The organism is Aeromonas sp. 603607, from assembly GCF_049171595.1.
Taxonomy (GTDB): domain Bacteria; phylum Pseudomonadota; class Gammaproteobacteria; order Enterobacterales; family Aeromonadaceae; genus Aeromonas; species Aeromonas veronii.
The window spans coordinates 73,346-92,461 of the sequence record NZ_JAAKOV010000015.1 but is presented as its reverse complement, the minus strand read 5'-3'; the positions used below and the strand labels follow the sequence as shown (position 1 = coordinate 92,461).

Sequence of the window (19,116 nt, the reverse complement as noted above, 5' to 3'; positions counted from 1 at the left end):
TGAGTTTGTTCGTTCGTAACAAAGCTGGAGTACTGGAATCCAGTGGCTTATTGGCCAGTGGAATCAGCGCCCTCATCCCCGGCCAATCTCTGTCCAATTCCTTTCCACATAACTATCTATCTGGAATCTTGGTGCGGATATTCCAGATAGTGGAATGTCGCTTCAGAACGAGCACCTGGAACATTGATAGGGGCCTTCCCATCTATCTGGAATGTTCGCGCTGTTTTTCGCTCTGGAATGTTGACCACTCTGTCTGAGGTGAGTGGGAAAACCCTGTGTGCTGGAATTGATGGGGGCAGATTCCTATCTATCTGGAATCTTGGCCTCTGCATTCAGCGAGAGCCAAACCGGCTGACTTGCTATGGGACTAACTCAAGCGATGCACTTCAACAATCATTCACTACGACCTAGTTACGCCATTGCCAGACGTTTCCTTGACCCGAAGGCATGCCATCAAGAGCAGCACCCCATGTTGCTTTATGAGTCTGAAATCAACAAAACCCGGCTGATTTTATGAGAGAATCTTGAGCAATATTGTCCCCCGACCGGAAGAGAGCTCATGGCCGAGATCAACAAAGCAACCCTCACCGAAGCCGACATCATCTCCAAATATCTTCTGCCTGCCATCAAGGCGGCGGGTTGGGATGACCTGACCCAGGTCCGCCAAGAGGTGAAGCTGCGGGATGGCAAGGTGGTGGTGCGCGGCCAGATGGCGGCACGCAAAAAGGTCAAATCGGCCGATATCGTGCTCTATCACAAGATGGGCTTGCCACTGGCGGTGATCGAGGCCAAAGCCAACAAGCATGAGATTGGCAAGGGGATGCAACAGGGGCTCGATTATGCCCGTCTGCTGGATGTGCCGTTCGTATTTGCCAGCAACGGCGATGGCTTCGTATTTCATGACAAGACCAATCCGGCCAAGCTGGAATCCGAGATCGCGCTGGAGGACTTCCCCAGCCCAGGCCAGCTTTGGGACAAACTCTGCACCTGGAAGGGTTACACCCAGGCACAGTTGCCTGTCATCAGTCAGGACTATTACTCCGATGGCAGCGGCAAATCTCCCCGCTACTACCAGCTGCAGGCCATCAACAAGACCGTAGAAGCAATATCGAAAGGCGAGGATCGGGTATTGCTGGTGATGGCCACCGGTACCGGCAAGACCTACACCGCATTCCAGATCATCTGGCGTTTGTGGAAGGCGGGCGCCAAGAAGCGCATCCTGTTTCTGGCCGATCGCAACATTCTGGTAGATCAGACCAAGGTCAATGACTTTCAGCCCTTTGGCTCGGCCATGACCAAGGTCACCGGACGCACGATCGATCCTGCCTATGAGATCCACCTTGCCCTCTATCAGGCGCTCACCGGGCCGGAAGAGTCGCAGAAAGCCTTCAAGCAGGTCTCACCCGACTTCTTCGACCTGATCGTGGTGGATGAGTGCCATCGGGGCAGCGCCGCCGAAGACAGCGCCTGGCGCGAGATCCTCGAATACTTCTCATCGGCCACCCAGATTGGTCTCACCGCCACGCCCAAAGAGACCGAAACCGTCTCCAGCACCGATTACTTCGGTGACCCTGTTTATACCTACTCCCTCAAAGAGGGGATCGAAGATGGTTTTCTTGCCCCCTACAAGGTGGTGCGGGTCGATATCGATGTCGATCTGCAGGGGTGGCGTCCCACCAAAGGGCAGATGGACAAACAGGGCAACCTGATTGAAGACCGTATCTATAACCAGAAGGATTTCGACCGCACCCTGGTGATCGACGAGCGTACCCAGCTGGTGGCCGAAACCATCACCAACTACCTCAAGAAAACCGACCCGATGGCCAAGACCATCGTGTTCTGCAACGACATTGATCATGCCGACCGGATGCGACGGGCGCTGGCGAACCTTAACCCCGAGCAGATGCTGAAAGATGATCGGTATGTGATGAAAATCACCGGCGATGATGACCTTGGCAAAGCCCAGCTCGACAACTTCATCAACCCGAAAAAGCCCTATCCGGTCATCGCTACTACCTCCGAGCTGATGACCACCGGCGTCGATGCCAAAACCTGCAAGCTGGTGGTGCTGGACCAAAACATCCAGTCCATGACCAAGTTCAAGCAGATCATCGGCCGTGGTACCCGTATCGACGACAAGTACGGCAAGCTCTGGTTTACCATTCTCGATTTCAAGAAGGCTACCGAGCTGTTTGCCGATCCCCGTTTCGACGGCGAACCGGAGCGCGTCATGGTGGTCAAGCCGGCAGACATCAACAATCCAGATGATGGCTTGGGCGATATCATCGATGGCGCCGATCCGCTGCCAACCGATGAACCCGGCGACCATGGCGATCCGTTTGCCCCCGGAGTAGATGAACAACCCGGCAGCTACACAACCGGTAGTGATGGTGGCCAGAGTGGCGCAGGGGGGCAGGGCGCGGGCCCGCAGGGTGGTCCAATGCCCGGAGTCAGCAAGTATTATGTCAACGGCGTGGCGGTCAGCGTCATCGCCGAGCGGGTACAGTATTACGATGCCGATGGCAAGTTGGTGACCGAATCCTTCAAGGACTACACCAAGAAGACCCTGCTCAAAGAGTTTGCCACCCTCGATGCGTTCACCAAACGTTGGCAAGCCGCCGAACGCAAGCAAGCCATCATGGATGAATTGGCTCAGGCGGGCGTGCTGTGGGAGGTGTTGGAGCAGGAAGTGGGTAAGGAGCTCGACCCGTTCGACCTTATCTGCCATGTGGTATACGATCAGCCACCACTGACTCGCCGCGAGCGGGCCAACAACGTCAAAAAGCGCAACTACTTTACCAAATACAACGACACCGCCCAGTTGGTGCTTACCAGCCTGCTCGACAAGTATGCCGATCAGGGCGTGACCGAGATTGAGACCAAGGATGCGCTAAAAGTCGCCCCCTTTACCGAGCTGGGTCGCCCGCTGGAGTTGGCCAAGAAGGGTTTTGGTGGCCCCAAACAGTTCGAGCAGGCTATCACCGAACTGGAGCAAGAAATTTACCATGAGCAGCAGAGCGCCTGACGGCCTGACTGCTTCTGAACTACCATGCGGCCATTCCAATGATGGCCGCTTGTTTGATCGATCTTCCTGACGCATTCGCCCCTGTATTCGTCACCATTTTTGTAAAAAGCAGAGAATCCCATGTCATCCATCAGCTCAGTCATCAAATCCATTCAGGACATCATGCGCAAGGACGCCGGTATCGACGGCGATGCCCAGCGCCTCGGCCAGCTCTCCTGGCTGCTGTTTTTGAAAGTGTTCGACGCCCAGGAAGAGGAGCTAGAGTTTGAGCAGGATAACTACCGCTGCCCCATCCCCGAACGCTTCTTGTGGCGCCACTGGGCGGCTGATAGCGAAGGGCTGACCGGTGATGCCCTGCTCGATTTCGTCAACAACGATCTGTTCGACAGTCTGAAAAACCAGCCTGCCAATATCAGCCTCAACCCCCGTGGCTATGTGGTGAAAGAGGCGTTCAGCGATGCCTTCAACTACATGAAGAACGGCACCCTGCTTAAGCAGGTGATCAACAAGCTTAACGAGATCGACTTTACCGACAGCAGCGAACGCCACCTGTTTGGCGACATCTACGAGCAGATCCTGCGTGACCTGCAAAGCGCCGGTAACGCGGGCGAGTTCTACACCCCCCGCGCCGTCACCCGCTTTATGGTTAACCGCATCGACCCCAAACTCGGCGAGCGGATCATGGACCCGGCCTGCGGCACCGGCGGCTTTCTCGCCTGCGCCTTCGATCATGTCAAAGAGCACTATGTCGAGACCGCTGCAGACCATCAGACCCTGCAGAAGCAGATCCTCGGGGTCGAGAAGAAACAGCTGCCGCACCTCCTTTGCACTACTAATATGCTGCTCCACGGTATCGAGGTGCCGGTGCAAATTCGCCATGGCAACACCCTCGACCAACCGCTCTCGAGCTGGGATAGCGATATCGATGTGATCCTCACCAACCCGCCCTTTGGCGGCACCGAAGAGGATGGCATAGAGCAGAACTTCCCCGCCGATCTGCGCACCCGAGAAACTGCCGACCTGTTCCTGCAGCTCATCATCGAAGTTCTGAAAAAGGGCGGTCGCGCCGCCGTGGTGCTGCCCGATGGCACCCTGTTTGGCGAAGGGGTCAAAACCAAGATCAAGCAACTGCTCACTGCTGAGTGCAACCTGCACACCATAGTGCGGCTGCCCAACGGCGTGTTTGCCCCCTATACCGGCATCAAGACCAATATCCTCTTCTTCACCAAGGGCCAGCCCACCAAGGATGTCTGGTTCTATGAGCACCCCTATCCGGCTGGGGTGAAGAACTACAGCAAGACCAAGCCGATGAAGTTCGAGGAGTTCGAAGCCGAGATCGCCTGGTGGGGCGATGAGGCGGACGGCTTTGCCGCCCGGGTAGAGAACGAGCATGCCTGGAAGGTCAGCATCGACACCATTATCGAGCGCAACTTTAACCTCGATATCAAAAACCCCCATGTCGGCGAGCAGATAAGCCACGATCCGGACGAGCTGCTGACGCGCTATGCCACAGAGCAGGCCGAGATCCAGACCCTGCGTGACCAGCTAAAAGCCATTCTTGGCGACGCCTTGGGCAAGCAAGGGGGGCAGGCATAATGGCGGCTCTGAAAATAGAAAATCTGATTACCGACCACCTGGATCTCTGGACTGCGGCGGTGCGCCCAAAAAGCAGTGCCGGGCGCGGTAGCAACAGCAAGCTGGAGCTCACCGGTATCAAAAAGCTGCGCGAGCTGATTTTGGAGCTGGCCGTGCGCGGCAAACTGGTGCCGCAAGACCCCAGCGATGAACCCGCCTCCGTGCTGTTGGAACGGATTACCGCCGAAAAGACGCGGTTGGTGAAAGAAGGGAAAATTAAAAAGTCTAAGGTCTTGCCGAAAATTAGTGAGGAAGAGCAACCTTTTGATCTACCAGAGGGATGGGAGTGGGGATGTTTAGGAGATATTGTAGCCATTATTCGTGGTATTACATTTCCTGCTAGCGAAAAACACTGCGAGCCATCAGAAGATAGAATTGCTTGCCTGCGTACAGCTAATGTCCAAGATAAAATAGAATGGGATGACTTGCTTTATGTAAAAACCTCATTTGTTAAACGTCTAGAACAACGAGTCGAAGTTGGTGACATTGTTATGTCTATGGCAAACAGCAAGGAGCTTGTTGGTAAAGTTGCGTACATAGAAAAAATACCATCTGGAAGTGCAACATTTGGTGGTTTTCTTAGTGTTATTAGGCCATATGAAATTGATGCATCTTTTTTAATGACTGTATTACGAGCACCTCAGACAAGGTCTGTTCTTATCGATAGATCAAGTCAGACAACAAATATTGCCAATATATCACTGGAAAAATTAAATCCGCTTGTCATTGCTATCCCACCTTTGCCAGAGCAACACCGCATCGTCGCCAAAGTGGGTGAGCTAATGGCCCTCTGCGACCAGCTGGAACTGCGCAGCGAATCACAGCTAGCAGCCCATCAGATGCTGGTGGAGACCCTGCTCGCTACGCTCACAGATAGTGCCAATGCCGACGAGTTGGCGCAAAACTGGGCGCGGCTAAGCACTCACTTTGATACCCTCTTTACCACTGAGGCCAGCATCGACGCCTTGAAACAGACCATCCTGCAACTGGCGGTGATGGGCAAGCTGGTATCGCAAGACCCCAGCGATGAACCCGCCTCCACCCTGCTGGAGCGTATCGCCGCCGAAAAAGCCCAGCTGGTCAAAGAGAAGAAAATCAAAAAAGAGAAACCGCTTCCTGCAATTAGTGAAGACGAAAAACTATGCAATCTACCAGAAGGGTGGCTGCAATGTAGGCTGAATGACATCATTAAAATATCATCTGGTGATGGCCTTACATCAAAACAAATGGCTAGCGATGGTTCTATCCCCGTTTTTGGCGGTAATGGTATAACTGGTTATCACGACCAGTTTAATGTAAGTCAGCCAACTATAGTTATTGGTAGAGTAGGGTTTTACTGTGGTTCAGTTCATATAACCCCGAGTAAGGCATGGGTGACAGACAATGCATTTATTACCAGCTTCTCTCATGTAAATGTTCATCTTGAATTTTTGGCTTGGTTATTAAAAGCTACAAATCTTAATGAACATGATAATGCAACAGCACAGCCTGTAATTTCAGGAAGAAAGCTATATCCTATAGTCGTTTGTTTACCTCCATTAGCTGAACAACATCGTATCGTTGCCAAAATCGATCAGTTAATGACTATCTGCGATCAACTTAAATCCCGCCTGCAAACCAGCCAGCAGACCCAACTTGCCTTGGCCGAGTCGCTGGTGGAGGGAGCCCTTGCCTGATGCCCTACGCTCGTCCCTGGCTTAGCTATCAACAGCAACTGGATCAGCTGATTGAGCGCGGTATCACGGTCACCGACCGGGATGCCGCACTGAGCTATCTGGAGCGGATCGGCTATTACCGTTTAAGCGGCTACTGGTACCCGTTTCGCCGCTTTGAGCCTCCGGCTGAGGGGGAAAGCAAACGGGAGACCCGGGCGACTGACCAGTTTTGCCCCGATACCCATCTGCTGGATGCGGTGGAGCTCTATCTGTTCGACAAGAAGCTGCGTCTGCTGGTAGTGGATGCACTGGAGCGGATCGAGGTGGCCTTGCGGGTCGATCTTGCCTATCTCCTTGGCAAGCGAAATACCTTTGCTCACCTCGATCGCAGCTACTTCCACCCCAGCTTTATCCGGCAGCCTGCATTCAGGGGGAGTCACCAGACCCACTTTGAGGCGTGGATGGAGAAATACCGGGGGCTGGTAAAGCGCTCCAAAGAGGATTTTGTGCGCCACTACCATCAGCGCCATGGTGAGGAGCTGCCGATCTGGGTGGCGGTGGAAGTCTTTGATTTTGGCGCCATCTCGCAGCTGATCGGCATGATGAAGGTGTCGGATCAGCAGCATATCGCCAGCAAATACGGTTTGGATTGGCAGGTGTTTGCCAGCTGGATCTACGGCCTCAGTTACCTGCGCAATATCTGCGCCCATCATAGCCGCCTCTGGAACCGCAACGTAACGACGCAGGTGAAGTTGCCCAAGCCAAGAGAGGTGCCGTGGTGCGATTTCCTGGCAAGAGACGATGAGCGGCTTGCCAAGCCATTCGTGTTGCTGGCCATCACACGGCATCTACTCAAGGTGATTTGCCCGAATACCCAGTGGCATCTGCGCCTGCGGGATCATCTGCTGACGTTCCCCACACAAAAGTCGGTGCGCAAGCTCGGGTTGGCAAATATGGGGTACATAGAGAACTGGCAGGAGTGGTGGTAAATCCACCAAATAAGAACCCCAGCGTAAGTTGCGAAGCAACCAAGAGGCCGGGGTCGTGTTGCGGAGAAGAATAGGGGGGAACCTCCATTCAGTCAAACTTTTTTACCCCATTTTGTGACGGATAGAGTGGTAGTCGAGTGGGTATTAAAGCAGGATCTCAAAGGCTCTTCAGCTACGTGAGAGCCGGCTTGAAATATCAATATTACAAGGAGTTGCGATGCTACATGCAATCCTGCATGGCAAGGCTGGGCGTATCGAGCGGGAAGGGGAATCCCTGCGCTGGCGCGACCTGTTTAAAGGCAGCGAAGATCTGCTAACTGCCACTTTCTTTGGCCGTTTGCCCCACCTCTCGGACGGTACTCTGGGGGCCGTGCTGCACTTTCTACTCGGTGACAATCCGCTAGACCCGGCCACCTTTCAACGGCTGGAGCTGTGGCCAAAACTGGCATCGTTGCAGGATCGCCGTTATGTCGAGCCCGATGTGCTGCTCCACTTTGACGACGCACTGGTGGTTATCGAGGTGAAGCCCCCGTTCGGTGGTGACCAGTATCGGGAGCAGTGGCTGGCACAGGTCAATGCTGTGGTCAGCGAAGCCGAGTTTGATGACTATGAAGACCGGCTCTATTACGTTGCGCTTGGTAATATCCCTGTCGCCCCGCTGATTCGCCCAGAGCTGCCCGAACGCTTTGTCCAGATGACCTTGCGTGAATGGGAGCCACTGCGCCGCTATCTGCAAACTGCCTCCGAGTTTGAATCCTGCCGTCAGGATCGCGCCATTCGCGATGAGTGGCTGCAGGCGTTTGAGCTGTTTGGCATGGCCCCGGTGGTGCCTGAATGGGCGCCGTTGTTTGCCTACGCAGGGCAGCTGGACCTGGATTGCGGGGTAATGTCTGAGCGGGAAACTCCCCCACCGGCTGAACCTACTGGTTGGGCTGCTCTGCTCGACTATGCCGGGACATTGTACCTCTCTCGCCCCGATTTCTCTTTTTTGAATCACTGACTTTGGCTAAGGATGCCGTCATGCCACACGATCTTGAACAGACCACCCAGCTGGTTACCCAACTGCAACAAGCCCACCGACTCGCCGCCGGTTTCTACCAGCGTATCCTGCCGCTATTCGATCAGATCGCCAGTCAGGCGCTGGACGCCGAGTTCTGGTATTGGGAGCCCAGCGAAAATAGCCGCCCCTGCCGCTCGGGAACCCGCCCATCCAGCAGCTGGGCATGGGACTATCTGCCACTGTTTGCTTCTACCCATTGTTACCGTGATTGGGGTGGCGATACGGCCGAAAAGAACGATATCACTCTGGCTTTCCGCCTTTACATTGATAGCGATTTTCGCCATACCTCAATGCTGCGGGCAGGGGTAAAAGGCCAGCCAGACCCTCTGCAACTTGATGGCCAAGCCATTGTTGAAGTGAGTCTGTTCCGTTGTCTGGAAGATAGCGACAAGCATTTCGATGAGCTGTGGCGCCCGGTGCCTTGGCCCCTTCATCAACCGGATTGGAAGCAAAGTGAGGAGTGCGGCCAGCTCGCCTTGTGCTCCAACCATCTGCCGCTCGCTCAGCTGCTTGCCGATCCTGATGGCGTTGGCCGTTGGATCGAAGAGATGAGCCATCGTTGATCCTGTGGTTGGCTTGGGATAGCCAACCTAGTGGAGCCTGATGACTTTACTGGCGGTCTCTCGCCAAAGTGTCATTTGCCCCCCCCCCTTCCTGTTTCCATCTTAAATTTCACATCCGAAAATTTTCCAGAAAACGCTGTAAGTGCCCAAAACGGGCACTTACAGCGGTCTGGATTTCGTTAGGTCCCCGGTACGCTCTTGCATGCTGATGTTTGTAACTAGGAGACAATCTGCATGCGCGAACAAAATTCGTCAGTTTTCAGTGATCCGAATGGGGCAATCCTGAAAGAGCTTTATGAGCTTAAGCAGTTGGTAATCCAGCAAGGACAGGCGCAAAAAGAGGTGCTTTCTGCCGAGGAGTGCGCTGAGTTGCTGGGGGTTTCTGTCTGCTATGTGTACCGGCTGACCAGTGAAAAGCGTCTGCCGCATTACAAGCCACAAGGCAAAAAAATCTACTTCAAGCGCGTTGAGCTGCTGGACTGGCTGCTCTCCCACCGCATTTCACCAGACGCCGAACTCACTGAGCATGTAACCAAGCGTGTGCGGCAAGCTAGCCATGGGCGGTTGTGAGGTGGGTATGACACAGGATCTGATTACATCTCTCTGCCCCCAGGATCTCCGGTCGGCTTTTATTGAACCTCCGAAACCCCTCGATTTTGTCCTCCCGGGGCTGCCTGTTGGTTGCGTTGGTGCTTTGGTGTCACCGGGAGGAGTGGGCAAGTCGATGTTGGCATTGCAACTGGCAATGCAGATCGCCGGTGGGCCGGATTGGATTGAACTTGGCAAGCTGGGCAGGGGGGCTGTGCTCTACTTGCCTGCCGAGGACCCTTGGCCTGTACTGCACCAGCGCTTGTTTGCCTTGGGCGGAGGCCTTGATGCTGAACTTCGTGCCAACGTTGAACGAGACCTTCGTTTGATATCGCTTCAGGGAGCCAGTCCGAATGTGTTGGATAGCCGCTGGTGGGAAGCGATTGCCATTTGGGCTGAGGGGGTCAGGTTGGTGGTTATCGATACACTGAGACGCTTTCACGATGCTGATGAGAATGCAGCCTGTGCTATGACACTGGTGCTGGGTCAGCTGGAACGGCTGGCCATGCTGAAGGGATGCGCTGTGTTGTTTGTACACCACACCAGCAAATCCGCAGTTTTCCAAGAGGCTGGCGATCTGCAGCAGGCAAGCAGAGGTTCGTCTGTACTGGTGGACAACGTCCGCTGGCAGGCCTATCTCGCCACTATGACCAAGAAAGAGGCGCAGAAGCTGGGCGTATCGGCAGAGAAGAGCCAGCTTTACGTGCGGTTTGGGGTAAGCAAAAGCAATTATGGGCCGCCACTACCGGAGCGCTGGCTGGAGCGGAAGGAAGGTGGCGTGCTGTACCCCGCTGGTTTTGACGAAATACACTGGGCTGGGGGCAAACGTGCCTTGCTTTGAATTGACTCATGCCCGGCACGACCATATGCACTGCCTTGCTCCCGGGTTGTTTAGGGCGATCTCGAATGGCCAACGCCGCCGTGACAAGCTGGAGGTGATTTACCGTTTGGATAACGGTAATCAGATTGAGTTTTCTGGGCCAGAACCCTTGGGGGCTGACGATTTGCGCGTACTTCAAGGGTTGGTTGCCCTAGCTGGGCTTGAATCAGAAAGTGGCAAGATTGGGACTATTGCGAGTGGTGAAACCGGAGAGATATTACGAGACCTACTTCAGCTGCGTGGGATTGCCAACCAGCAGGATGTCTTGGTAGTCAAAAGCAGCTTGCGCAAACTGGCCAAGGAGATTGGTTACGCAAACCCTCGTGACACCAATACGGTGCGTCGCACTGTCGAGCGGTTGTGGAAGGTGTCGGTAATAGCACAGGTAGCAGGCTTGCGTAGTGGTTTTCGTCTGCTGGCGAACTATGCCAGCGATCCCCTGACCGATAGGCTCTTTGTGGCGCTTAATCCATTGCTGACCAATGCCATATTGGGTAATGGCCGATATACCTATATCGATCTGGCTGAGGTACGGCAACTGCGTAGTAGCACTGCCCGGATATTGCATCAGCGGCTTTGTGCCTGGATTGATTGTGGCCGCAGCAAGCCAGTAGGTTTAGATAAACTGGTCTCTTACGCTTTTCCTGATAAGTCCAGCGCGGCCACCAACCGAAAGCGGCAATCGCGAGTTCGCAAGGCACTGTATGAACTGGCTGAACTGGGTTGGTCAATCAGTGAACATGCCAAGGGGCGGTTTACCATCGGCCGGCCTGCACTATCACGATAACGGTCACAAACTATCACGAAAGTGGTCACAAAGTTCACGATAACGGTCACAAGCCAATTCAGTGAAACCCAGTTACCGCTTGGGCTGCAGGGCGATCCTGAAATCCGATCTATATTATCTAAGATAATCTAGGCCAGCGCATGGTTGCGCTGGCCTATTTGTTGGCTCTTCCTGGCCATGATCTTGTCGAGGGTGCTTCTATCACCCCAAGACATTGGGGAAATCGAGCATGGCATCTCGGCGCCGCGATTCAAGAATGTCGGCGTAGATCTCGGTGGTTCTCAGCTCACTGTGCCCCAGCAAGCGGGAAAGGGCATAGATATCGACGCCGCGGTTAAGCTGGATGACGGCGAAGGTATGACGCGCGCTGTGGAAGGTTACCTTCTTGGTTATACCCGCCTGCAACGCCCACCGGGTGAGCTCCATGTTGTGCCAAGCCGAGTACTTGAGGCCCTTGAAGATCCGCTCTGTTGCCTTGCCTGGGCGCCCCATCAGCTGCATCGCCATGTCATTCAAATCCAGGTATTGCAGGCCGCTGGTCTTTTTCTGGGTGAATACGATACGGTAATGGCCATAGAAGGGCTCCAGCTCTGCCCAGGTCAGCTTGTGAATGTCGGACCAGCGCAAGCCAGTGCAACAAGAGAACAGAAAGGCGCGCTTAAGAACGTCGTAACGGCACTCGGCCTGGGCCAGGGCTCGTACCTCGTCTTCGGTCAGGTAAACCCGTTTGTTCTTCTCCCCCTGGATAGCTTTGACACGTCGTACCGGATTATCCGGCAGCAGCCGATCCTGCTCTGCCTGGTTCAAGGCTGCTCTCAACTTGTTGAAATAGGCACTCTGGGTGTTGCGGCTCAGTGGTGTGCCGCTTTTGGTGCGGGCCTTGTGCATCAGGTAGTGCCGAAACCCCTCTAGGAACAGCTGATCTACTTCCTCGAAAGTCAGCTCTGGCAGTTTATGGTACTGGCGCAAATGCTTGAGGGCTGATATCCAGATAGAGTGGTTGCTCTTGCTGCCTGCCGCTTTTTGGTCTGTAACCTCTTGGAAGTACTCGAAGAAGCTGGCCTTGTAGGCGTTCGAGAAATCCAGATGGTGTTTACCTGTCTCGTACTCGAAGAGCCGCTTGGCGCGGATGGCTTCGGCTGCTCGCTGGGTTTCTTTGTTGTGGAGCCGCTGTGCTGGGGTTCGCGGCTTGTCGTACAGGAAGAGATCCAGGGGCTCTCTGCTGCGTTTGTGCTTGCGGATGCCCGTGGTTGGGTCAAGGTAGGAGCCGGCGTAATAGGTTAAGCGCAGAGCGCGCTTGCCTTCGGCGTCCGGTTCGCGGAATTCGATGCTGATCTTCATAATTGTCCCCCGAAAGTACCCCGAGAGGTTACTTCGGGGTACTCTCGGGGTAAATTCTCACGAAACAAGATCAGGCAAGAACAGCCAGTAAAAAACAAAGTCCAATATTTACAATATCTTATATTCTCACTGGCTGCTTTTTATTGCTGATTTTTCACCACATTACTTGCCGATGCAGAAGCTGGAGAAGATGCGGCCCAGCAGATCGTCGGAGCTGAATTCGCCGGTGATCTCGGAGAGGGACTCCTGCGCCAGGCGCAACTCTTCGGCCACCAGCTCGCCAGCCACGAACACTTCCAGCTGCTCTTTGGCTACCAGCAGGCGCTCGGCGGCGCGCTCCAGCGCATCCAGATGGCGGCGACGGGCCATAAAGCCCCCTTCGGTGTTGCCCTGGAAGCCCATGCAGGCTTTCAGGTGCTCGCGCAGGGCAGGCAGCCCCAGCTCGGTCTTGGCGGAGATGCGGTAGACGGCGTGGCCCTGCTCCTGGCTCGGTGCCAGATCCTCGCCGGTCAGGTCGGCCTTGTTGCGAATGACGGTGAGGCCGATGTTTTTTGGCAACCGATCAACAAATTCCGGCCAGATCTCCCGCGGGTCAACCGCGTCTGTGGTGGTGCCATCCACCATAAACAGCACCCGGTCGGCCTGTTCGATCTCGGCCCAGGCGCGTTCGATACCGATCTGCTCCACCTTGTCCTGAGTGTCGCGCAGACCGGCTGTGTCGATGATGTGCAGCGGCATACCATCGAGATGGATATGCTCGCGCAGTACGTCGCGGGTGGTACCGGCAATCTCGGTGACGATGGCTGACTCGCGCCCTGCCAAAGCGTTGAGCAGGCTCGATTTGCCGGCGTTGGGACGACCGGCGATCACCACCTTCATCCCTTCCCGCAGCAGAGCGCCCTGTTTGGCTTCACTGCGCACGTCGTCCAGCTCGGACATGATGCTGTAGAGGTCGCCCGCCACCTTGCCGTCAGAGAGGAAGTCGATCTCCTCGTCCGGGAAGTCGATGGCCGCTTCCACATAGATGCGCAGCCGGATCAGGCTCTCCACCAGTTGCTGGATTTTGCTGGAGAACTGCCCCTGCAGGGAGTGCATGGCGCTGCGGGCGGCCTGTTCGCTGGAGGCTTCGATAAGGTCAGCGATAGCTTCGGCCTGGGCCAGATCCAGCTTGTCGTTGATGAAGGCGCGCTCGCTGAACTCGCCGGGGCGGGCAGGGCGGATGCCGTCGATTTTCAGAATGCGGCGGATCAGCATGTCCATGATGACGGGGCCGCCGTGGCCCTGCAGCTCCAGCACATCCTCGCCGGTGAAGCTGTTGGGGGCTTTGAACAGCAGGGCTATGCCCTGATCCAGTACCTGGCCTTGCTCATCCTTGAACGGCAGATATTCGGCGTAGCGCACCCGAGGGAGCTTGCCGAGCACTATCTCGGCGACCTGTTCGGCGGCGGGGCCGGAGACCCGGACTATGCCGACGCCACCACGGCCTGGCGCGGTGGCCTGGGCCACGATCGTATCTGTTGTCATCTTGCTTGGCTCGTTTGTTCGCTGATAGGAAAACGTAGTGGGAGACATTGTAATAAAAAAGGCGGCCCGAAGGCCGCCTCTTTTGTCATCACGGGAAGATTAGCTGCGTGAATGCAGTCCTTTCTTCTCCAGCTGACGATAGATGATGGTCTGCTGGATGATGGAGATGACGTTGCTCACCAGCCAGTAAAGAGTCAGGCCTGCCGGGAACCAGAGGAACATGAAAGTGAAGATGATCGGCATGAACTGCATCACTTTCTGCTGCATCGGGTCGGTGATGGTGGTCGGGCTCATCTTCTGCAGATACCACATGGAGGCACCCATGAGGATTGGCAGCACGAAGAAGGGGTCCTTCACTGACAGGTCAGTGATCCACAGGGCAAACGGCGCGTGACGCAGTTCAACGGACTCCATCAGTGCCCAGTAAAGGGCGATGAAGATCGGCATCTGAACCAGGATCGGCAGGCAGCCACCCAGCGGGTTGACCTTCTCCTTCTTGTACAGCTCCATCATGCCCTGAGACATCTTCTGGCGGTCATCGCCGAAGCGCTCGCGCAGGGCCGCAATCTTGGGTTGCAGCATGCGCATCTTGGCCATGGAGGTGTACTGGGCCTTGGTCAGCGGGAACATGATGCCGCGCACCAGCAGGGTCAGCATGATGATGGCCAGACCCCAGTTCTGGACGAAACCGTGGAACACGGTCAGCAGCCAGTGCAGCGGTTGGGCGATGAACCACAGCCAGCCGTAGTCGACGGTCAGGTCGAGGTGGTTAGCCACCTTGGCCATCTGGTCTTGCAGCTTGGGACCGACCCACAGCTTGCTGGTCACTTCGGCCTGTTGGCCGGCAGCCACGTCAACCAGCGGCGCCTTGTAACCGATGATGGCCTGGCCTTTACCAGGGATCACACGGCTGTAGAAGCTGTTGGCATCGTCGGCATTCGGAGCCCAGGCAGAGACGAAGTAGTGTTGCAGCATGGCGACCCAACCACCCTTGGTGGTCTTGTTCAGGTCGGCATCCTTCATCTCGTCGAAGGTGTACTTCTTGTAGCGGGTATCTTCAGTGGAGAAGGCACCACCACGGTAAGCGCTGGCTACCATGGCATGACCTTCCTGATCCTTCGGCGTTGCTACGGTTTGCTTCAGCTGACCATAGAACTGCACCTGAACCGGCTCGGCAGATTTGTTGTCGATCTTGTAATCAACGCCAACGGCATAGTCGCCACGCTTGAGGATGAACTCCTTGGTGAAGACCACGCCCTTGCTGTCGGTCCAGGTCATCGGAACGACGACTTGATCCTGACCATCGGCCAGCTGATAGCTGGTCTGGGCGGCTTCATAGGTAGGACGACCTTCGGCCTGACTGTCCGGACCGTTGCGACCCACCAGACCGCTCTGGGCGATATAGAGGTGCTCAGGCTTGCTGGTCAGCAGCACGAACGGTTGGTCCTTGCCCTCTTCCAGTTTGTGAGACAGCAGTTCGGCAGACACGATGTCGCCACCCTGGGTATCCAGGGTCAGCTTGAGCACGTCAGAGGAGACGGTGATCAGCTTGCGTGCGGCAGTCGCATTGGCTTGCTCGGAAACCTGAGGAATATCACCGGATTGACCGGCTTCAGGTACGAAATGTTCGGTTTGGGCCACGGTCGTCGGGGCCGGCTTCGGAGCCTTGTCGGACTCCCACTGTTGCCAGAGCAGAAAGCTCACGAACAGCAAACCGATCAGGAGTAGATTGCGTTGTGATTCCATAGTTTTCAGTTTCTTCGCTTTGGTTGCGGAACCGGGTCATAACCACCCTCGGATAAGGGATGGCATTTTAATAGACGTTTGCTGGCTAACCAAACGCCTTTTATGAAACCGTGAAGTCGGATGGCTTCTATCGCAAATTGGGAACAAGTCGGGGTAAAACGGCAGCGCGGCCCGAGCAGAGGGCTAATGATTAGCTGATACAGGCGTATCAGTTTGATAGCTACCCATTGCAACGGCGTGACAGGGTGCGCCATAGCTTTTCCAGTAACTTGAACAGTTCCTCGTTATCCATCTCTTTCACACCGGCCTTGGCGATCACCACGATGTCGATAGCGGGCAGCTGATGTTGTTTGAGGCGGAAACTTTCCCGAACCACCCGTTTGACACGATTACGCCAAACGGCACGCTTGAGTGCTTTTTTGGGCACAGCGAGACCAAGACGAGGGTGTTCGAGCGAATTGGGAGAAGCGAGAAGGGTAATCTGCGGAGAGGCGGCCCGGACAGGCTCGGCGAAAACGCGTTTGAAGTGTTCGGGAGTTAACAGACGTAACTCCCGAGAGAAGGTGTGCTGGGTAGGCATTAGACTACCAGGCGGGCACGACCCTTGGCACGACGAGCGGCCAGAACTTTACGACCGTTGGCAGTTGCCATGCGGGCGCGGAAACCGTGAGAGCGCTTGCGCTTCAGGTTGGACGGTTGAAAAGTACGTTTCATGATTCGATTCCGTATTTCTGTACAGTTTTGATTGTCACACTTAGCCGACGCGCCAGCTATAGCGTGTGACGACTAGCAAAAGAGGCCGAATTCTAAACAGAGTTCGGCTTTTAGTCAATCCGCCGTTCCCTCTCATCCTGCCATGGCCTTGAAAAGGCCACTGCCGAGCGTGAGGATCCAGAGGATCAAGGGCTCCGGATTATACTGGCAACCCGGGGTTAAACAAGGGATCCCTCAATAAAAAAGGCGGCCAGGCCGCCAAAGAGAGAGCTATTTAAGGACTTTCCGCAAGAACTCCCGGGTACGGGGATCCTTGGGATCGACCAATATCTGATCCGGCGGGCCCTGCTCGACGATCCGCCCTCCTTCCATGAAGATCACCCGATCGGCAACATCACGAGCAAATTCAATCTCATGAGTCACCACCACCATGGTCTGGTGCTGGCGGGCCAACTCTTTCATCAGTCCCAAAACCTCGTCGACCCACTCGGGATCGAGGGCCGAGGTGGGCTCGTCAAACAGGATCACCTTGGAGTGGGCCGCCATGGCGCGGCCAATGCCGACCCGTTGCTGCTGGCCGCCGGAGAGGGAGGCCGGATAGGCATCCTGCTTGTCGGCGAGGCCAATGTCCTTGAGGATGCCGAGCGCTGTGGCGCGGGCCTCCGCTTTTGGCTGCTTCCAGACGGTGATCAGCCCTTCGGCGATGTTGTCGAGCGCTGTTTTGTTGGCAAAAAGGGCGTAGTTCTGGAACACGAAGGAGGCCCGCTTGCGCAGCTCGATCGCCTGCTGTTCGCTGGCCTTGGCCAGATTCAGCTCGAGATCGTCGATGGCAAGGGTGCCCGCATCCGGGGTCTCCAGCAGGTTCAGGCAGCGCAACAGGGTCGATTTTCCGGTGCCGGAGGGACCGATGATGACGACAATTTCCCCCTTTTTGACCTCCAGATCGATGCCGTTGAGCACCTGATTGCCGTGATATGCCTTGGAGAGGCCGGTTAGCTTGATCATGAACGCCCTCCTTTAATAGGCACGGTTGAGACGGACTTCCAGCAGATGCTGCAAGCGGGTAAAGAAGATCACCACCACCCAGTAGATCAGCGCCACCGCCATAAAGCTCTCGAAGAACTTGAAGGAAGAGGAGGCTTCCATTTGCGCCTTGCCCATGATCTCGGCCACCCCCAGGGTGAAGGCCAGCGAGGTGCTCTTGATCATGTCGATGAAGTAGTTCATCAGCGACGGGGTGGCGATACGGGCCGCCTGCGGCAGGATGATCCGCTGCATCGCCTGATAACGGCTCATGCCGATACTGAGCGCCGCTTCCATCTGGCTTTTGTGAATGCCGAGGATGGCTGCGCGGATCGACTCGGCCATGTAGGCGGCGAAGTGCAGGGTCAGACCGACGATGGCGGCGGTAAAGGCATCCATCCCCACGAAGATCGGGAACAGTTGCGGCAGTCCGTAGTAGAGCAGGAACAGCTGAACGAGCAGCGGTGTACCCCGAAAGAACGAGATATAGAGCATCGCCAGCCAGTGAATCGCGGGGACGCGAAACACCCGTACTATCGCCAGGGCCAGCGAGAGTACGAGTGCCAGCACGAATCCCCACAGGGCCATCTCCATCGTGGTGCCCAGGTATTTGAGCAGGATGGGAAACAGCCCCAGCGTGTATTCGAGGTCAAATTCCATCATTTATTTGTCGGTGATGTCGGAAGCGAACCATTTCTCGGAGATCTGACGCAGGGAGCCATCCTTGCGCATGGCAGTCAGGGCCTCGTCGACCTTCTTCAGCAGCGCCTGTTTCTCCGGGGTCTTCAGGAAGGGCAGGGCGTTCTCGATAGTCTCGAACGGTGCGCCAGCCTGTTGCAGCGGCAGCTTGGACTCCTTGATCAGCTGGGCGGTGGAGACGCGGTCCATCACGAAGGCGTCGATGCGACCCAGGGCGACATCCTGCTCGAAGGCGGAGTCATAGGTGCGGATATCGATCTTCTTGTTCGGGTCGTTCTTGCGCAGCAGCTCTTCGAAGTTGGAACCCAGGTTCACGGCCACCTTCTTGCCTTCCAGATCCTTGATGCCATGAATGGTGCTGTTGCCCTTGCGTACTACGATCTGGGCGCCGTCATAGACGTAAGGCTGGGAGAAGTCGTACTTAGCCTTGCGCTCGTCGGTGATGGTGATCTGGTTGGAGATGGTGTCGATGCGGCCGGTTTCCAGCATGCCGAACAGGCCGGAGAAGCTGGCAGTCACGAATTCGACCTTGTAGCCGGTACGCTCGCCGATCTGGTTCCACATATCCACTTCAAAGCCCTGCAGCTTGTCCTGCTTGACGAAGGTGAACGGGAAATATTTGCCAGACATGCCGACCTTGATGGTCTCCTGGGCGATGGCCTGACCGGACAGGGTGGCGAGCAGGATGGCTGCGCCGGAAATCAGTTTGATGGATGTTTTCATGGTGTTTCTCTCTCTCAATGTCTTGTATTTGTAGTTGTAATAACTGGTTTGGCCCTGATGTTATTGGAATAAAATTTAAAAAATAAATGAAATTTGGTTATATGAAATAACAGGAGAGAAGCACGGGATCGACTAATCCGGACGGTGGATCAAGCTGTGGGTAA

The 19,116-nt window shown here is 55.5% G+C and carries 18 protein-coding genes; 9 read left to right on the top strand and 9 right to left on the bottom strand.

Annotated features, from left to right (window positions below):
* The first annotated feature begins 559 nt into the window (after positions 1-559).
* From hsdR to repC, 9 genes are all read left to right on the top strand, one after another.
* Positions 560-3,025, top strand: a complete 2,466-nt coding sequence (hsdR, locus tag G5315_RS14935) for an EcoAI/FtnUII family type I restriction enzme subunit R (protein WP_371173521.1) — start codon at positions 560-562, stop codon at positions 3,023-3,025.
* A 120-nt stretch (positions 3,026-3,145) separates the two neighbouring features.
* A complete protein-coding gene (locus tag G5315_RS14930) occupies positions 3,146-4,621 on the top strand; it encodes an N-6 DNA methylase (RefSeq protein ID WP_371173522.1) in 1,476 nt (491 codons plus the stop codon).
* Complete coding sequence (locus G5315_RS14925) at positions 4,621-6,336, top strand: restriction endonuclease subunit S (RefSeq protein ID WP_323999264.1); 1,716 nt, start codon at positions 4,621-4,623, stop codon at positions 6,334-6,336. The genes G5315_RS14930 and G5315_RS14925 overlap by 1 nt, the downstream gene beginning before the upstream one ends.
* Positions 6,336-7,304 carry an Abi family protein gene (locus G5315_RS14920; RefSeq protein WP_323999267.1) on the top strand — a complete coding sequence of 323 codons (969 nt, stop codon included), beginning with the start codon at positions 6,336-6,338 and terminating at the stop codon, positions 7,302-7,304. The genes G5315_RS14925 and G5315_RS14920 overlap by 1 nt, the downstream gene beginning before the upstream one ends.
* A 217-nt stretch (positions 7,305-7,521) precedes the next feature.
* Entirely contained in the window at positions 7,522-8,304 is a 783-nt protein-coding gene (locus G5315_RS14915) for a hypothetical protein (RefSeq protein WP_323999269.1), read from the top strand.
* Positions 8,305-8,324: 20 nt separating this feature from the next.
* The gene (locus G5315_RS14910) at positions 8,325-8,927 is read left to right on the top strand and encodes a hypothetical protein (protein WP_201954364.1); all 603 of its coding nucleotides are present in this window, start codon (positions 8,325-8,327) and stop codon (positions 8,925-8,927) included.
* A 234-nt stretch (positions 8,928-9,161) separates the two neighbouring features.
* Positions 9,162-9,497, top strand: a complete 336-nt coding sequence (locus tag G5315_RS14905; protein WP_015848536.1) for a helix-turn-helix domain-containing protein — start codon at positions 9,162-9,164, stop codon at positions 9,495-9,497.
* Positions 9,484-10,356 carry a helicase RepA family protein gene (locus G5315_RS14900; RefSeq protein ID WP_376889760.1) on the top strand — a complete coding sequence of 291 codons (873 nt, stop codon included), beginning with the start codon at positions 9,484-9,486 and terminating at the stop codon, positions 10,354-10,356. The genes G5315_RS14905 and G5315_RS14900 overlap by 14 nt, the downstream gene beginning before the upstream one ends.
* Positions 10,357-10,381: 25 nt before the next feature.
* The gene (gene repC / locus G5315_RS14895) at positions 10,382-11,182 is read left to right on the top strand and encodes a replication protein C, IncQ-type (RefSeq protein WP_058056544.1); all 801 of its coding nucleotides are present in this window, start codon (positions 10,382-10,384) and stop codon (positions 11,180-11,182) included.
* A gap of 201 nt (positions 11,183-11,383) precedes the next feature.
* Here the strand turns inward: repC and G5315_RS14890 are convergent, their stop codons facing one another.
* From G5315_RS14890 to G5315_RS14850, 9 genes are all read right to left on the bottom strand, one after another.
* Positions 11,384-12,523: a site-specific integrase gene (locus G5315_RS14890; RefSeq protein WP_159142772.1), complete on the bottom strand. Its 1,140-nt coding sequence runs from the start codon at positions 12,521-12,523 to the stop codon at positions 11,384-11,386.
* A gap of 162 nt (positions 12,524-12,685) precedes the next feature.
* Positions 12,686-14,047, bottom strand: a complete 1,362-nt coding sequence (gene mnmE / locus G5315_RS14885; RefSeq protein ID WP_421333283.1) for a tRNA uridine-5-carboxymethylaminomethyl(34) synthesis GTPase MnmE — start codon at positions 14,045-14,047, stop codon at positions 12,686-12,688.
* A gap of 99 nt (positions 14,048-14,146) precedes the next feature.
* Entirely contained in the window at positions 14,147-15,793 is a 1,647-nt protein-coding gene (yidC, locus tag G5315_RS14880; RefSeq protein WP_421333282.1) for a membrane protein insertase YidC, read from the bottom strand.
* A gap of 5 nt (positions 15,794-15,798) precedes the next feature.
* Entirely contained in the window at positions 15,799-16,047 is a 249-nt protein-coding gene (gene yidD, locus G5315_RS14875) for a membrane protein insertion efficiency factor YidD (RefSeq protein ID WP_075116235.1), read from the bottom strand.
* Positions 16,014-16,373 carry a ribonuclease P protein component gene (rnpA, locus tag G5315_RS14870; protein WP_005342318.1) on the bottom strand — a complete coding sequence of 120 codons (360 nt, stop codon included), beginning with the start codon at positions 16,371-16,373 and terminating at the stop codon, positions 16,014-16,016. The genes yidD and rnpA overlap by 34 nt, the downstream gene beginning before the upstream one ends.
* Positions 16,373-16,507, bottom strand: a complete 135-nt coding sequence (gene rpmH, locus G5315_RS14865) for a 50S ribosomal protein L34 (RefSeq protein WP_005307156.1) — start codon at positions 16,505-16,507, stop codon at positions 16,373-16,375. The genes rnpA and rpmH overlap by 1 nt, the downstream gene beginning before the upstream one ends.
* Before the next feature lie 270 nt (positions 16,508-16,777).
* Entirely contained in the window at positions 16,778-17,512 is a 735-nt protein-coding gene (locus tag G5315_RS14860; RefSeq protein WP_005339311.1) for an amino acid ABC transporter ATP-binding protein, read from the bottom strand.
* A gap of 12 nt (positions 17,513-17,524) precedes the next feature.
* Positions 17,525-18,193, bottom strand: coding sequence for an amino acid ABC transporter permease (locus tag G5315_RS14855; RefSeq protein WP_019445518.1), 669 nt, complete (start codon positions 18,191-18,193; stop codon positions 17,525-17,527).
* Positions 18,194-18,952, bottom strand: a complete 759-nt coding sequence (locus tag G5315_RS14850) for an amino acid ABC transporter substrate-binding protein (protein WP_005339308.1) — start codon at positions 18,950-18,952, stop codon at positions 18,194-18,196.
* Positions 18,953-19,116 lie beyond the last annotated feature (164 nt).

Coding starts and splice junctions, on each gene's coding strand:
- G5315_RS14915 (WP_323999269.1), top strand. CDS start 7,522: ATGCTACATGCAATCCTGCATGGCAAGGCTGGGCGTATCGAGCGGGAA.
- rnpA (WP_005342318.1), bottom strand. CDS start 16,373: ATGCCTACCCAGCACACCTTCTCTCGGGAGTTACGTCTGTTAACTCCC.
- G5315_RS14900 (WP_376889760.1), top strand. CDS start 9,484: ATGGGCGGTTGTGAGGTGGGTATGACACAGGATCTGATTACATCTCTC.
- G5315_RS14850 (WP_005339308.1), bottom strand. CDS start 18,952: ATGAAAACATCCATCAAACTGATTTCCGGCGCAGCCATCCTGCTCGCC.
- G5315_RS14860 (WP_005339311.1), bottom strand. CDS start 17,512: ATGATCAAGCTAACCGGCCTCTCCAAGGCATATCACGGCAATCAGGTG.
- mnmE (WP_421333283.1), bottom strand. CDS start 14,047: ATGACAACAGATACGATCGTGGCCCAGGCCACCGCGCCAGGCCGTGGT.
- G5315_RS14855 (WP_019445518.1), bottom strand. CDS start 18,193: ATGATGGAATTTGACCTCGAATACACGCTGGGGCTGTTTCCCATCCTG.
- G5315_RS14920 (WP_323999267.1), top strand. CDS start 6,336: ATGCCCTACGCTCGTCCCTGGCTTAGCTATCAACAGCAACTGGATCAG.
- G5315_RS14930 (WP_371173522.1), top strand. CDS start 3,146: ATGTCATCCATCAGCTCAGTCATCAAATCCATTCAGGACATCATGCGC.
- hsdR (WP_371173521.1), top strand. CDS start 560: ATGGCCGAGATCAACAAAGCAACCCTCACCGAAGCCGACATCATCTCC.
- G5315_RS14910 (WP_201954364.1), top strand. CDS start 8,325: ATGCCACACGATCTTGAACAGACCACCCAGCTGGTTACCCAACTGCAA.
- G5315_RS14890 (WP_159142772.1), bottom strand. CDS start 12,523: ATGAAGATCAGCATCGAATTCCGCGAACCGGACGCCGAAGGCAAGCGC.
- yidC (WP_421333282.1), bottom strand. CDS start 15,793: ATGGAATCACAACGCAATCTACTCCTGATCGGTTTGCTGTTCGTGAGC.
- G5315_RS14925 (WP_323999264.1), top strand. CDS start 4,621: ATGGCGGCTCTGAAAATAGAAAATCTGATTACCGACCACCTGGATCTC.
- G5315_RS14905 (WP_015848536.1), top strand. CDS start 9,162: ATGCGCGAACAAAATTCGTCAGTTTTCAGTGATCCGAATGGGGCAATC.
- repC (WP_058056544.1), top strand. CDS start 10,382: ATGCACTGCCTTGCTCCCGGGTTGTTTAGGGCGATCTCGAATGGCCAA.
- rpmH (WP_005307156.1), bottom strand. CDS start 16,507: ATGAAACGTACTTTTCAACCGTCCAACCTGAAGCGCAAGCGCTCTCAC.
- yidD (WP_075116235.1), bottom strand. CDS start 16,047: ATGGCGCACCCTGTCACGCCGTTGCAATGGGTAGCTATCAAACTGATA.